Source organism: Zoogloea sp. (assembly GCF_023150065.1).
Classification (GTDB): domain Bacteria; phylum Pseudomonadota; class Gammaproteobacteria; order Burkholderiales; family Rhodocyclaceae; genus Zoogloea.
On sequence record NZ_JAKLLN010000001.1, the window covers coordinates 316,545 to 331,753 of the forward strand.

10 protein-coding genes are annotated in these 15,209 nt (G+C 67.4%); all 10 read right to left on the minus strand.

What is annotated here, in order from left to right; genetic code table 11:
- Nucleotides 1–4,595, minus strand: a 4,595-nt coding sequence (locus L6Q67_RS01590) for a retention module-containing protein (protein WP_296564185.1), incomplete at its 3' end; no start/stop codon positions are given.
- 114 nt (nt 4,596–4,709) lie between these two features.
- Nucleotides 4,710–5,339 (minus strand): response regulator transcription factor, encoded by a 630-nt coding sequence (locus L6Q67_RS01595; RefSeq protein WP_296564187.1) that lies wholly within the window; start codon nt 5,337–5,339, stop codon nt 4,710–4,712.
- A 20-nt stretch (nt 5,340–5,359) separates the two neighbouring features.
- Nucleotides 5,360–6,778, minus strand: a complete 1,419-nt coding sequence (locus L6Q67_RS01600) for an HlyD family type I secretion periplasmic adaptor subunit (protein WP_296564191.1) — start codon at nt 6,776–6,778, stop codon at nt 5,360–5,362.
- 4 nt (nt 6,779–6,782) lie between these two features.
- On the minus strand, nt 6,783–8,981 hold the full coding sequence (locus L6Q67_RS01605) for a type I secretion system permease/ATPase (protein ID WP_296564194.1): 2,199 nt from the start codon (nt 8,979–8,981) through the stop codon (nt 6,783–6,785).
- A gap of 169 nt (nt 8,982–9,150) precedes the next feature.
- Nucleotides 9,151–9,462, minus strand: a complete 312-nt coding sequence (locus L6Q67_RS01610; protein ID WP_296564197.1) for a hypothetical protein — start codon at nt 9,460–9,462, stop codon at nt 9,151–9,153.
- 51 nt (nt 9,463–9,513) lie between these two features.
- Nucleotides 9,514–10,446: a 4-hydroxy-3-methylbut-2-enyl diphosphate reductase gene (gene ispH, locus L6Q67_RS01615; RefSeq protein WP_296564200.1), complete on the minus strand. Its 933-nt coding sequence runs from the start codon at nt 10,444–10,446 to the stop codon at nt 9,514–9,516.
- A 14-nt stretch (nt 10,447–10,460) separates the two neighbouring features.
- Nucleotides 10,461–10,892: an FKBP-type peptidyl-prolyl cis-trans isomerase gene (locus L6Q67_RS01620; protein WP_296564203.1), complete on the minus strand. Its 432-nt coding sequence runs from the start codon at nt 10,890–10,892 to the stop codon at nt 10,461–10,463.
- Nucleotides 10,889–11,383 (minus strand): signal peptidase II, encoded by a 495-nt coding sequence (lspA, locus tag L6Q67_RS01625; protein WP_296564206.1) that lies wholly within the window; start codon nt 11,381–11,383, stop codon nt 10,889–10,891. Before lspA ends, L6Q67_RS01620 begins: the two co-directional genes overlap by 4 nt.
- Nucleotides 11,384–11,409: 26 nt before the next feature.
- Nucleotides 11,410–14,214, minus strand: a complete 2,805-nt coding sequence (ileS, locus tag L6Q67_RS01630) for an isoleucine--tRNA ligase (protein WP_296564209.1) — start codon at nt 14,212–14,214, stop codon at nt 11,410–11,412.
- A 20-nt stretch (nt 14,215–14,234) separates the two neighbouring features.
- Nucleotides 14,235–15,167: a bifunctional riboflavin kinase/FAD synthetase gene (locus L6Q67_RS01635; protein WP_296564212.1), complete on the minus strand. Its 933-nt coding sequence runs from the start codon at nt 15,165–15,167 to the stop codon at nt 14,235–14,237.
- Between the last annotated feature and the right edge of the window lie 42 nt (nt 15,168–15,209).

The following is a 15,209-nucleotide window of genomic DNA, read 5'->3' on the forward strand; positions in this document are numbered from 1 at the left end:
GTGCTGGATGCAGTGCCGCCGTGGCCATCGGCGATGGTGTAGGTGACGACCACCGGGCCGTTGGTGTTGGCGGCCGGGTTGAAGGTCAGGGTGCCGTCGGGATTGACCGTGACGGTGCCCTTGGCCGGATCGACGGTGGCACCGGTGACGCTGAGGGTGTCGCCGTCCGGGTCGGTGTCGTTGCCGAGCACGTTCACGGTGACCGGCTGATCCTCCGGTGTGGTGGCCGTGTTGGGGTTGGCGACCGGGGCGTCGTTCACCGGATTGACCGTGATGTTGACGGTGCTGGTGGCGGTGCCGCCCTTGCCATCGGAGATGCTGTAGGTGACGACTACCGGGCCGTTGAAGTTGGGGGCCGGATTGAAGGTGAGGGTGCCGTCGGCGTTGATGACGACGCTGCCCTTGGTGGGGTCGACCGTGGCGTTGGTGATGGTCAGGGCGTCGCCTTCGGGGTCGCTGTCATTGCCCAGCACCGCAATGCGGATCGGCTCGTCTTCGTTGGTGGTTGCGGCGTCGGGGGCGGCGATCGGGGGCGTGTTGAGGCCGGCGATCGTGATCCGGAGCTCTGCTGTCGCGGTGCCACCCTTTCCGTCGGACACGGTGTAGCTGAAGCTGTCGGTCAGGGTGGCGCCCGGCGCCAGGCCGGTCACCGTGCTGTTGGAGGTGTCCTGGATGTAGCTGTAGCTGCCGTCCGGGTGGATGGTCAGGGTGCCGAAGGCGCCGCCGACCACGGTCGCGCCGCTTACCGGGGCGCTGCCGATGAGGCTGACGCTGAGGGTGTCGCCGTCCAGGTCGGAGTCGAGGCCGGCCGGGTTGGTGATGACGTTGCCGGTGGCCGGGTTGGTGGCTGTCTTGCTCAGGCTGTTCGTGTCGTCCTGGGCGACCGGTGCGTCATTGACCGGGGTGACGTCGATGGTGACGGTGCTGCTGGCAGTTCCGCCGTGGCCGTCGGCGATGGTGTAGGTGACGACCACCGGGCCATTGATGTTGGCGGCGGGGTTGAAGGTCAGGGTGCCATCGGCGTTGACCACCACGGTGCCCTTGGCCGGGTCGACGCTGGCGCCGGTGACGGTGAGGGTATCGCCATCCGGATCGGTGTCGTTGCCCAGCACGTTGACGGTGACCGGCTGATCCTCCGGCGTGGTGGCGGTGTTGGGGTTGGCGACGGGGCCGTCGTTGGTGCCGTTGATGGTGACGACAACGCTGCTGGACGTGCCGTCCGTGCTGAGCACGGGGAAGGTCTCGAGGAGGGTGTCGCCGACGCCAAGGGCCTGGACGTCCGGGTGGGCGTTGTTGAGGGTGTAGGTCCAGTTGCCGGCGGCATCGAGGCTGAAACTGCCGTAGGTGCCGGCCACGCTGTTCTGCGGCTGGAAGCCGGCTTCACCGCCATCCACATCGGTGATGCTCAGGGTGCCGCCGGTGCTGGGAACGGTGTCTTCGGTGACGTTGCCGCTACCCGGGCCGATGAGGGCGGGATCGTTGGTGCCGACCACGGTGATGGTGACGGTGCTGGAGGTGCCGTCGGACAGGGTGACCGGGAAGGTTTCGGTGCGGGTCTGGCCTTCGCCCAGGCTCTGCACCACGCTGGCCGGGTTGTTGAGGACGTAGTTCCAGCTGCCGTCGGTGTTGAGCGTGAAGCTGCCATAGGTGCCGGGGGTGGCCGGCTGGGGCACGAAGCTGGCACCGCCGCTGGCAATCAGGCTGCCGCCGGTGCTCAGGGTGTTGTCTTCCTTGACGATGCCGACGCCGGGTGCGCCGATGGTCTCGTTGGTGCCGAGGATGGTGATGACCACGGTGCTCTCGGTGCCATCCACGCTGCGCACAGTGAAGGATTCGGTGCGCGATTCGCCGTCGGCCAGGTTCTGGACCAGGGGATTGCCGTTGTCCAGGGTGAAGGCCCAGTGGCCGGTTTCGTCGATGGAGAAGCTGCCGTAGGTGCCGGTGGTGTCTGTCTGGGGCTGGAAGGCGGCTTCGCCGGCGTCCGGGTCGGTGATGGTCAGTGTGCCGCTGGCAAGCAGGACCGCGTCTTCCCGGGTGGTGCCGGCGCCGGTGCTGATGCTGGCGTTGTCATTGACCGGGGTGACGTTGATGGTGACGGTGCTGCTGGCAGTGCCGCCATGGCCGTCGGCAACGGAGTAGGTGACGACCACCGGGCCATTGACGTTGGTGGCCGGGGTGAAGGTCAGGGTGCCGTCGGGATTGACCGTGACGCTGCCCTTGGTGGGGTCGACGGTGGCGCCGGTGACGTTGAGGGCGTCGCCGTCCGGATCGGTGTCATTGCCCAGCACGTTGATGGTGACGGGCTGCTCTTCGGGCGTGGTGGCGGTGTTGGGGTTGGCCACCGGGCCGTCGTTGGTGCCGATGATGGTCAGGCTCACGGTAGTGGCGGTGCCATCGGCGCTGCGCACGGTGAAGACCTCGGTGCGGGTCTCGCCTTCCTTGAGGGCCTGGACGACGGGCAGGGTGTTGTCGATGGTGTAGGTCCAGGCGCCGGCGGTGTTGACGCTGAAGCTGCCGTAGGTGCCGGCCACGTTGGTCTGGGGCTGGAAGACGGCTTCGCCGGCGTCCGGATCGACGATGGAGAGGGTGCCGGAGGCGGTGCTCTGGGCGGGGGTGTCTTCCTTGACGGCGCCGCTGCCGGTACCCAGCTGGGCGTCGTCGGCGTCGGGTATGACGTCGATGGTGACGGTGCTGGTGGCGATGCCGCCCTGGCCGTCGTCGATGGTGTAAGTGACCAGCACCGGGCCGTTGATGTTGGCGGCCGGGGTGAAGGTGAGGGTGCCATCGGGATTGACGACCACGCTGCCCTTGGCGGGATCGACGCTGGCGCCGGTGACGGTGAGGGTGTCGCCGTCGGGATCGCTGTCATTGCCCAGTACGTTGACCGTGACGGGCTGGTCTTCCGGTGTGGTGGTGCTGTCCGGCGTGGCCACGGGGGCGTCGTTCTGCGGGGTGACGTCGATGGTGATGGTGCTGGTGGCGGTGCCGCCATTGCCATCGGCGATGGTGTAGGTGACGACCACCGGGCCATTGACGTTGGCCGCGGGGTTGAAGGTCAGGGTGCCGTCGGGATTGACCACGACCGTGCCCTTGGCGGGGTCGACGGTGGCGCCGGTGACGCTGAGGGGGTCACCGTCCGGGTCGCTGTCGTTGCCCAGCACATTGACGGTGATCGGCTGATCTTCGGGTGTGGTGGCGCTGTCCGGGTTGGCCACGGGGGGGGCGTTGTCCGGCGTCACATTCACCGTGACGGTGCTGGTGGCGGTGCCGCCCTGGCCATCGCTGATGGTGTAGTTGATGACCACCGGGCCATTGAAATCGGGCGCCGGGGTGAAGGTGAGGGTGCCGTCGGGGTTGATCGCGACGCTGCCGAGGGCCGGGTCGACGGTGGCGCCGGTGACGGTGAGGGGGTTGCCCTCGGGGTCGCTGTCGTTGCCCAGCACCGGAACGGTGACCGGGGTGTTCTCGAGGGTGGTGGCAACATCCGGGTTGGCGACGGGGTTGTCATTCACCGGGGTGACATTGACGGTGACGGTGGAGGAGGCGGTGCCGCCCTTGTCGTCGCTCACCGTGTAGGTGATGACCACCGGGCCGTTGAAGTTCGGTGTCGGGGTGAAGGTGAGGGTGCCGTCCGGGTTGACGACGACGCTGCCGAGGGCGGGGTCGACGGTGGCGCCGGTGACGGTGAGTGGATCGCCATCCGGGTCGCTGTCGTTGGCCAGCACGTTGACCGTCACCGGCTGGTCTTCGGGGGTGGTGGCCACGTCGGGCAGGGCCACGGGGGCGTCATTGACCGCCACGACGTTGATGGTGACCGTCGCCGTCGAGGTGCCGCCCTTGCCGTCGCTGATGGTGTAGGTGACGGTGTCCGGGCCGTTGAAGTCCGGGTTGGGCACGTAGCGCAGGCTGCCGTCCGGGTTGATGGTGACCTGGCCGTTGCCTGCCGTGGCGCTGGTGACCACCAGGGGGTCGTTGTTAGCGTCGCTGTCGTTGGCCAGGACGTCCACGATCAGGGGCTGGTCTTCGGTGCCCGCAACGGTGTCGTCGGTGGCCTGGGGCGGGGTATTGACGGTCTGGGGGATGGCCGTGGCGGTGGGCAGGAATTCGACACCGTTGTCCGAGGTGGAATAGCTGTAGCTGACCGGGGTGACTTCCTCGAGCACGCGCACCAGACGCACGAAGTCGTGGGTCTGGTCGCCCAGGCCGCCCCCCGTGAGGCCAGCGGCCGGGTCTTCCAGGCCCTCGAAGGGGTCCTTGCCGGCGTTGAGGGCCTGGATCACCTTGTCGGCTTCGGCCCCCAGGCTGGAGATGACGTTCTCGCTGCGCTCCGGCGTGGCCGTGGTGAAGAACTCGTCATTGAGCAGCAGCTCGCGGTTCGGCCCGACGCTGACCTTGGCGCCGCCGGGCAACTGCAGTTCGACCACCGCACCGTTGTGGGTGACGATTTCCTGGCCTTCGATGACCACATCCCCCGGCTTGATGGCACTGAGCTTGCCGCTGCTGTCGCGCAGATAGGCTTCGCCCTGGACGAAGACGACGGTGCCCTTGGCGACGGCATTGGTGGCGGCGGTGGCGGGGGAGGACGAGGTGGCCATGACGGTCTCCGGAAATCGGTTTTTTAGATGAGACGGAATCTACGACGTGGCGGAAGGGGACGCCATTGTCCACAAGGACAGGTCGCGTGACGGATGCCACGCGGGGAGGCTGCTTCAGCGGACGCCGTGCACCCGGAGGGCGAGCTGCAGCCGGTCGGCGACTTCCAGCTTTTCGAAGACGGCCTTGAGGTGGGCCTTGACGGTACGCTCGGTGATGCCGAGGGCATCGGCGATGGCGACATTGCTTTCACCGACGGCGGCGTGATGCGCGACTTCCCGTTCCCTTTCGGTCAGCGGGCGGGCCCAGTCGGCCAGCCCGGCGCGGGGCAGGCGGCTGTCCACCAGGCGCAGCAGCCGTGACAGCAGGGCACGCCCCACCCACAGCTCACCGCTGTCGATGACGTCCAGGGCCTGGCGCAGGCTGTCGACCGGAGCATGGCTGTGGCAGTAGCCGCTGGCTCCGGCATTGAGTACGGCGAGGCCTTCTTCGTCGTCCGGGCGGGATGAGGTGGCCAGGATGGCGAGGCCGGCGGCGTTCTCCTGCCAGGCCCGATGGGTCCATACCGGGGAGGCGCCCGCCGGGCGGTTGCCCAGGTCGATGACCACCAGGCGGTGGCCGGCCTTGCGCCAGGTGTCGAGGCCTTCGATGTCGAGGGCGCGGATAGGGCTGGAGGACAGGGCTTGCCAGCGTGTGGCGAGGAGGTCGTCCGGGGTGAGGATCAGCAGCGGTTGCGGAGTGCTCATGGGCGGGGGGCGAGCTTCGATCAGCGTTCGGTCAGGGCGTTGGCCTTGGCGCGGAGGACGGGTTTCATCAGATAGCTGAGGAGAGATTTCTTGCCGGTGAGGATGTCCACCTCGGCGACCATGCCTGGAATGATGGGCATGTGGGCATCGCCGATGGTGCTGTGGGTGGTGCGCACCCGCACGATGTAGAAGGCGTTGCCCTTTTCGTCGGTGATGGTGTCGGCGCCGATGTGATCGAGGGTGGCCTCGAGCCCGCCATAAATGGAGAAATCGTAGGCGGTGAATTTGACCAGCGCGGCCTGCCCGGGGCGCAGGAAGGCGATGTCCTTGGGCTGGACGCGGGCCTCGAGGAGCAGGGCGTCGTCGCTGGGGACGATCTCGATGATCTCCTTGCCGGGCTGCACAACCCCGCCCACGGTGTTGGCGAAGAGCTGCTTGACGGTGCCGTTCATGGGGGCCCGGATTTCGGCCTGCTTGACCCGGTCGGCCAGGCCCTCGCTGCCGGCCGACAGGGCGGCCAGCTTGGCGTTGGTGTCGGAGAGCTCGCTGCGAGCCTGGTTGCGCAGGTTCAGCCCGACTTCCTCGATCTTGTTCTGGGCCTCGGAGATGGCGGCCTGGATGCGCGGGATCTGGGCGCCGGCGGCGTCCCGTTCGCCCCGGTAACGGGCCACGTCACGCTCCAGGCGGAGCAGCTCGACCTCGGACACGGCGCCCGTCTTGGCCAGGGGGCGGGTGACTTCGAGCTCCTTGGCGGTGAGGGTGTAGCTCTGGGTGGCCTGTTCGCGCTTGGCGGTGAGTTCGTTGAGCTCCTGGCGGCGCTGGGACAGCTGCTGGCGGGCGATGCCTACGGCGGCTTCGAGCTCCATACGCTTGTTCTCGTAGGCGCTGCGTTCCTGCTCGATCAGTTCGGGCGCTTCCTTGATCAGCTCGGGCGGAGGCACGAAGGGCTTGCCATTGGCCACCGCAGTGAGGCGGGCGGCCTTGGCGAGCAGGGCGATGTACTGGGCGCGGTTTTCCCGCAGGGATGACACGAAGCGCGTGGGGTCGACCTTGAGCAGCAGCTGACCGGTCTTCACCTGCTGGCCTTCCTTGACCAGGATCTCGGAGACGATGCCGCCGTCGAGGCTCTGCATGACCTGGACCTGGCGGGAGGGGATGACCTTGCCCTCGCCACGGGTCACTTCGTCGAGCTGGGCAAAGGCGGCCCACACGATCAGCACCAGCACGGCAAGGCAGGTGGTCCAGACGGCGATGCGGCTGCCGCGCAGTTTCTGCTCGGACATGGCCCATTCGGCGTCGGCCATGTAGTCGGTGTCGTCGTGGATCTCGCGACGCTCGGCACCGTCGAGAACCCGGTCGAAGAGGCGCGAGCAGCGCTGGTAGATGGCGTTGTAGAGGGGCTGGAAGAAGGTGGCGAGTGGGGCGATGAGTGTTTTCATGATGTCACCCCGCGCGGCCGATGCGGCCTTGCTGGAGGGCCTCCACCACCTGGGCCTTGGGCCCGTCGGCGACGATCTGGCCCTGGTCGAGGACGATGAGGCGATCCACCAGATCCAGCAGTGAGGTGCGGTGGGTGACCAGGATCATGGTCTTGCTGGCGGCAAAGCGGCGCAGGCGCTGCTTGAGGCCTTCCTCGCTCTGGTGGTCCATGCTGCTGGAGGGCTCGTCGAGGAGCAGGATGGGCGGGTCGTTGAGCAGGGCACGGGCAATCGCCACGGCCTGGCGCTGGCCGCCGGAGAGGGATTCGCCGCGTTCGCCGATGGGCATCTCGAAGCCCTGGGGATGGGTGTCGGCAAACTCCTTGACGCCCGAGAGCTCGGCGGCGGCGAGGATGGCGCTGTCGTCGGCAAAGGGAGCGCCCATGGCGATGTTGTGCTTGAGGGTGCCGTAGAAGAGGGTCACGTCCTGGGGGACGAAGCCGATGGCACGGCGCAGCTCGGCGGGGTCGATCTGGCGGGAGTCGATGCCGTCGATGAAGATGGCGCCTTCGGTGGGCTGGTAGAGCCCGAGGACCAGCTTCTCGATGGTGGTCTTGCCGGAGCCGATGCGCCCGATGATGGCCACCTTCTCGCCGGCCTTCAGGCGGAAGCTGACCTTCTTGAGCACGGCCTGATCACGGCCCGGGTAGCTGAAGCCCACATCCTTGAATTCGATGTCGCCGTTGAAGCTGGGGCGATGCACGAAGCTGGCGCCGTCTGGGCGTTCGATGGGCAGCTCCATATGGGAATTGACCGAGGCCAGCGAGGTGCGGGCGTTCTGGTACTGCATCATCAGGCCCGCCACCTGCCCGAGGGGCGCCATGGCCCGGCCCGACAGCATGGACGCGGCGATGATGCCGCCCATGGACATGTTGCCCTCGGACAGCTCGTAAACGCCGACGATGATCACCGCGATGTTGACGAACTGCTGCATGAACTGGGCGAAGTTCACCGTGCTGGAGGACAGCAGCTTGAGACGGCCGCCGATCTGGGCGATGAACAGGGTGGCGCGTTCCCACTGGCGCTGGATCAGGCTCTCGGCACTGAGCGTCTTGACCGTCTCGAGCCCGACCAGGCTTTCGACCAGGGTGGCGTTGCGCTGGGCGCTGGCGCGGTAAGTGGTTTCGGTGAGTTCGTGCATCTTGTCCTGGGCCACCAGGGTGACGAAGAGCACGGCGAGCATGCCGACCAGCGGGGGCAGCAGCAGCCAGGGGGAGATCCACACCATGACCAGCAGGAAGAGCAGCACGAAGGGCAGGTCAATGAGGGTGGTGACGGTGGCCGAGGCGATGAAATCGCGCACGCCCTCGAAGGCTCGCAGGTTGGAGGCGAAGGAGCCCACCGAGGCGGGCCGGGCGTCCATGCGCAGGCCGAGGACGCGTTCCATGATGCGGGCCGAGAGTTGCACGTCGATGCGCTTGCCGGCGGTGTCCACGATGTAGGCCCGCAGGGTGCGCAGGATGAAATCGAAGAGCAGCACCAGCATGGCACCGACGGCCAGCACCCACAGGGTCTCGACGGCGTGGTTGGGTACCACCCGGTCATAGACCGTCATCGAGAACATGGGGATGGCCAGGGCGAACAGGTTGACCACCAGCGCGGCCAGCAGGGTGTCCCGGTAGAGGCGCCAGTTTTCCATGACGGTGCCCCAGAACCAGTGGCTGGCCCGCACCGCCTTGACCTGGGGCGAGCGGGCCTCGAAGCGGAAGCGTGGCCGGACGAAACACACCAGTCCGGTGTAGAGGGCTGCCAGCTCGTCGGCAGAGAGGTCGTCGGCAGACTCTCCGGCTTCGGGAAAGCGCACCCGGGCGCCGCCATCAGGCCGGCGCTCAAGCAGAACACAGGCGCGGCGGTCGTGCAGGAGGAGGATCGCCGGGAGCAGGTTGGGGGTGATGTCCTCAATGGACTTGCGGACGATCCTTGCGGTCAGTCCGGCCCGGGCCGCAGCCCGGGGCAGTAGCGAGGGGGTCAGCCGGTTGTCCACCAGCGGCAGGCCGGCGGAAAGGGCTTCGGGGGTGAAGGGGTTGCCATGGAGGCGGGTAAGCACGACCAATGCATCAAGGAGCGGGTCTTCGTGGGTGGCAGCCTCGCCCGGTTGCCAGTGGTTGTCGGCAGCGCGGTCGGGAGCGCGGGCTGGTGCGGCAGGGGATGCAGCGTCGGTCATCGGCACAATCGTTTCGTGGTCGTTTCACGGCCCGGCAGGCTCGGGTGCTGACGGGAGGTCGCCAAGGGGCGGGGCCGATGGCGTCCGGATTGTAGGGATAACGGGTCCCGTAGGGGGAACTTGAGCCTTTCAGGCAGGCCGGCAGCGGGAAGGGCGTGGTGCCGCGGGTTCAGATGACGTCGTTGGGGCCGATCAGGTTCAGGCCCTGGCGCAGGCGGGCGCGGGCACCCTTGCGGGCGAGCAGCTTGCGCTGGGCGTCGAGGGGCAGGTCGGTGAGCCGTAGCAGGCCCCGGTCGATGAGCACGTCGACCACGTCCTCGATCACGCGGATCAGGTCGGCGTCGAGGCGGGCGAACTCGGAGGGGCCGGTGACGGGGGTGAGGTCGGGATGGCCCGCCGGGACTTCTTCTTCATGGCCCGGGCCGGGCTGGGAAAACAGGGCAATGACGGCGCCGGAGGCGTCGCGCTCGACGAAGGGCATGGGCAGGCTCGCGCAGGATTGAAAAAGGCGCTCCGGGGAGCGCCTTTCCGATCATGCCGCCGGAGCTTGCAGCTCCTTGGGCAGGGGGAAGGTCACCTTTTCCGGGACACCATCGAGAGACTTTACGGAAGCCGCACCCATTTCCTTGAGGCGGGCGATGACCGCATCCACCAGCACTTCGGGTGCCGACGCACCCGCGGTGACGCCGATGCGCTTCTTGCCGACAATCCAGGCCGGGTCGATGGCCTCGGCATTGTCAATGAGGTAGGCCGGCACCTTCAGCAGCTCGGCCACCTCGCGCAGGCGGTTGGAGTTGGAGCTGTTCACCGAGCCCACCACCAGCACCAGGTCGGACCGGGGGGCCATGAATTTCACGGCATCCTGGCGGTTCTGGGTGGCGTAGCAGATGTCGTCCTTCTTGGGGCCGACGATGCTCGGGAAGCGGGCCCGGAGGGCTTCGACGACGGTGGCGGCGTCGTCCACCGACAGGGTTGTCTGGGTGACGTAGGCCAGCATGTCGGGGTTGTTCACCTGCAGCCCGGCGACGTCGGCGGCGCTCTCGACCAGGTAGATGCCGTCCTTGACCTGGCCCATGGTGCCCTCGACCTCCGGGTGCCCCTTGTGGCCGATCATGATGAGCTCGCGACCCTGCTCGCGCATGCGGGCCACTTCGATATGCACCTTGGTGACCAGCGGGCAGGTGGCGTCAAAGACGCGCAGACCGCGGGCCTCGGCCTCGCTGCGGACCGACTGGGGTACGCCGTGGGCGCTGAAGATCACGGTGTTGCCGGCGGGCACGTCGTCGAGGGACTCGATGAAGATGGCGCCCTTGGCGCGCAGGCCTTCCACCACGAAGCGGTTGTGGACGACCTCGTGGCGTACGTAGATGGGCGCGCCATAGCGGGCCAGGGCCCGTTCGACGATCTCGATGGCGCGTTCCACGCCCGCGCAGAAGCCGCGGGGGTTGGCAAGCAGGACTTCCATGGGGGCTCCGGGGCTCAGTTGATGCCGATCACTTCGACTTCGAAGCGGATGGACTTGCCGGCCAGGGGGTGGTTGAAGTCGATCACCGCGTGGGTGTCGAGCACTTCGCGGATCAGGCCGGGGTAGCGGGTGCCGTCGGGCGCGGTGAATTCCATGATGACCATGGGCTCCACCTCGGCGCCGTCGGGGAAGTCTTCGAGGCGGACCTTCTCGACCAGATCTTCACGGTGCACGCCGAAGGCGTTTTCCGGCTCGAGCAGGAAGGTGTGATGCTCGCCCACGGTGATGCCGGCCAGGCAGCGTTCGAGGGTGGGGGCGATGTCGCCCTTGCCCAGCTGCATGGTGGCGGGCTGGGATTCGAAGGTGCTGATCAGCGGCTGGCCGTTGTCCAGGGAGATGCGGTAATGGAGGGTCAGCAGGCTGTCGGGCTGGACGATCTGGGTCATGAAAGTTTCTCTTGGGCGGTGGCGTGGCGGCTCTCGCGTACCTGGGCGATGAACATCAGGACGACGCCCACGCAGATGGCGGAGTCGGCCACGTTGAAGGCGGGCCAGCCGTAGCGGCCGATGTGGAAATACAGGAAGTCGACCACCGCGCCAAAGACGAAGCGGTCGATGACGTTGCCGATGGCGCCGCCGATGATCAGGGAGAAGGCCAGGGGCTGCAGGAGCTCATGCTGGTGTTTGGCCAGCAGGCGCAGCAGCCAGCCGCAGATGAGGGCGGCCAGCGCCACGAAGAACCAGCGCTGCCAGCCCCCCTGGTCCGCCAGAAAACTGAAGGCGGCACCCGGGTTGAAGGCCAGCACGAGGTCGAAGTAGTCGGTGACATGGATCACCTCGCCGTTGCGCAGGGCGCCGCGGACGAGGTGTTTGGTCCATTGATCGACAAGGACGACGATGGCGGAGAGGCCGATCCAGTTGCCGAGGCGTAGTTTCAAGGGCTGGGCTCCTGTGGGGCGTGGGCTCAGGCGGCCGAGCGGGCTTCGCCGGCGCCGTGCAGATTGGACGTGCAGCGGCCGCAAAGTTCCGGATGGGCGGCGTCGTGGCCCACATCGGCCCGGTAATGCCAGCAGCGCTCGCACTTCTTGTGGGTGGACGGGGTGACCAGGATGGCTTCGTCCGCTTCGGCGGCGACCTGGACGAGGCTGCTCTTCGAGCAGATCAGCACAAAGCGCAGGTCATCGGCCAGGCTGGCGAGGAGGGCGTACTTGCCTTCGGTGGCGCGGATCTCCACTTCGGCCTGCAGGGAGGAGCCCACCTGACCGGCGGCACGCACGGCTTCGATCTCCTTCTGCACGTCGGCGCGGATGGCGCGGATGGCGGTCCAGCGCTCCAGCAGGGCGTCCTCGCCGTCCTGGGCGGGCAGGCTGTGGAAGGCATGCAGCATCACGCTGTCGTCGGCATCCTGGGTGAGGAGTTGCCAGATCTCCTCGGCGGTGAAGGACAGGATGGGGGCCATCAGCTTCACCACGGTCTGCAGGATGTGCCACAGGGCGCTCTGGGCCGAGCGGCGGGCCACCGACTTGGCCTGGGTGGTGTAGAGGCGATCCTTGAGTACGTCGAGGTACACAGCGCCCAGATCTTCGGCGGCGAAGTTCTGCAGGGCCTGGACGATGCGGTGGAACTCGTAGCCGGCGTAGTCGGCCTCGGCCTGGGTCTGCAGCTTGCGGGTCAGGGCCAGGGCGTAGCGGTCGATCTCCAGCCACTCGGACACGGGCAGCATGTCGGTGGCGGCGTTGAAGTCGGCGGTGTTGGCCAGCAGGAAGCGCAGGGTGTTGCGCAGGCGGCGATACACCTCGACGACGCGGTCGAGGATCTCCTTGGAGATGGACAGCTCGCCGGAGTAGTCGGTGGAGGCGACCCACAGGCGCAGGATGTCGGCGCCGAGCTTGCCGGTGACCTCCTGGGGAACCACCACGTTGCCCAGGGACTTGCTCATCTTGCGGCCGGCGCCGTCCACGGCGAAGCCGTGGGTCAGCAGGGCCTTGTAGGGCGGGTGGCCGTCGATGGCGCAGCCGGTGAGGAGCGAGGAGTGGAACCAGCCGCGGTGCTGGTCGGAGCCTTCGAGGTAGAGGTCGGCGCGGGGGCCGCTGGCGTGGCCGTCATTGTGGGAGCCGCGCAGCACGTGCCAGTGGGTGGTGCCGGAGTCGAACCACACGTCGAGGGTGTCGCTGATCTTGTCGTACTGGTCGGCCTCGGCCCCCAGCAGCTCGGCGGGCTGGAGCTTGAACCAGGCCTCGATGCCTTCCTGCTCGATGCGTGCGGCGACTTGCTCCATCAGTTCCACGGTGCGGGGGTGCAGCTCGCCGGTGGCCTTGTGGAGGAAGAAGGGGATGGGCACGCCCCAGTTGCGCTGGCGCGAGATGCACCAGTCGGGCCGGTTGGCGATCATGGCGTGCAGGCGCGCCTGGCCCCAGGCCGGGAAGAACTGGGTGGCATCGACGCCGCCGAGGGCGAGTTCGCGCAGGCTCGGGCCGCCATTGGGCTTGAGGTCCATGCCCACGAACCACTGGGCGGTGGCCCGGTAGATCAGCGGAGTCTTGTGGCGCCAGCAGTGCATGTAGCTGTGGCTGATCTTCTCGTGGGAGAAGAGGGCGCCCACTTCCTGGAGCTTCTCGACGACGGCCGGGTTGGCCTTCCAGATGTGCTGGCCGCCAAAGAAGGGCAGGGATTCGGCATACACGCCGTTGCTCTGCACCGGGGTCAGGATGTCGTCGTTGGTGAAGCCGTTGGCCTTGCAGGAGTTGAAGTCTTCCAGGCCATAGGCCGGGGCCGAGTGGACGATGCCGGTGCCGGCGTCGAGGCCCACGTAGTCGGCCACGAAGACCGGTGACAGGCGGTCGTAGAAGGGATGGCGGAAGTTGATCTTTTCGAGCCTGGCACCCGGGGTGCGGGCGACGATGCTGCCTTCGAGGCCGAAGCGCTTGAGGCTGCCTTCAACCAGTTCGGTGGCCAGCAGCAGCAGGCCGCGGGGGGTGTCCACCAGGGCGTATTCGTGCTCGGGGTGGGCGTTGAGGGCTTGGTTGGCGGGGATGGTCCACGGGGTGGTGGTCCAGATCACGGCCCAGGCGTTCTTGCCGGCGGGCAGGGCGGCCAGGCCAAAGGCGGCGGCGAGCTTTTCGGGCTCGGCACAGGGGAAGCCCACGTCCACCGCCGGGCTCTGCTTGTCCTGGTATTCCACTTCCGCTTCGGCCAGGGCCGAGCCACAGTCGAAGCACCAGTTGACCGGCTTGAGGCCCTTGAAGACCCAGCCGCGCTTGACCATCTCGGCCAGGGCACGCACTTCACCGGCTTCGTTGCCGAAGTCCATGGTGCGGTAGGGCTTGTCCCAGTCGCCGAGCACGCCCAGGCGGATGAAGTCCTTTTTCTGCTCCTCGATCTGCTCGGCGGCGTAGGCACGGCACAGCTCGCGCACCTTGTCGGCGGGCAGGCCCTTGCCATGGGTGACCTCGATCTTGTGCTCGATGGGCAGGCCGTGGCAGTCCCAGCCCGGCACGTAGGGTGCGTCGAAGCCGGCCAGGGTCTTGGAGCGGACGATGATGTCCTTGAGGATCTTGTTCAGCGCATGGCCGATGTGGATGCTGCCGTTGGCGTAGGGAGGGCCGTCGTGGAGCACGAACTTGGGCCGGCCGGCCGACGCCTTGCGGATCTTCTGGTAGAGCTTGCGCTGCTGCCATTCGGCCACCCACTTGGGCTCGCGCTTGGCGAGGTCGCCGCGCATGGGGAAGGGGGTGTCGGGCAGATTGAGGGTCTTGCTGGTGTCGGACATGATGGGTGCGAACTGTGAATTCAGAGGGGATTCCGGGCGAAGTAGGCGCGGGCCTGGTCGGCGTCGCGGGCGATCTGGGCGGTCAGGGCTTCAAGGGTGTCGTAGCGTTCTTCGTCCCGCTGCTTGGCCAGGAAGTTGACCTTGAGATGCGCGCCATAACATTCGGTGTTCCAGTCGAAGAGGTGCACTTCGAGGGTCGGCCGGCCGGCGTCGTTGATGGTGGGGCGGACGCCTACACTGGCGACGCCGGGCCACGGCCGGTCAGCCAGGCCTTCGACGCTGACGGTGTAGATACCCATCAGCGGCGGGCTGCGGTGCTTGAGCTGGATGTTGGCGGTGGGAAAGCCGATGGTGCGGCCGATCTTGTCACCGTGCATGACGCGCCCGCTGATGCTGTAGGGGCGGCCCAGGAGACGTGCTGCATGGGGCATGTCGCCTTCGGCGAGGGCGCTACGCACGGCGGAGCTGGAGACGCGCTCCCCCTCATGGACCAGGGTATGCATGGCCTCCACGGTGAAGCCGGCCTGGCTGCCTGCGGCCTGGAGCATGGCAAAGTCGCCCTTGCGCCCCCTGCCGAAGCGGAAGTCGTCACCGATCATCACCTGCCGCGCGCACAGGCCGCGGATCAGGATGTCCTCAATGAACTGTTCGGCGGTGAGGGCGGCAAAGCGGGTGTTGAAGCGGCCGATGTAGAGGCGGTCGACCCCTTGGTCGGCGATGCGCTGGATCTTCTCGCGCAGGGAGGTGAGGCGGATCGGCCGGTTCTCGTGGGTGAAGTATTCCCGCGGGTGCGGCTCGAAGGTGAGCACGGCGGAGGGCAGGCCGGTGGCCTGTGCCTTGGCCGTCAGCTTCGCGAGCAAGGTCTGATGGCCGCGATGCACGCCATCGAAGTTGCCGATGGTGAGCACGCAGCCGTGGTCGGAGCGCTCGGGAATTCCGCGGAAGACCTGCATGGGAGGAAGCGGGGCAAAGGCGCGATTATAGCGGCAAGGCCC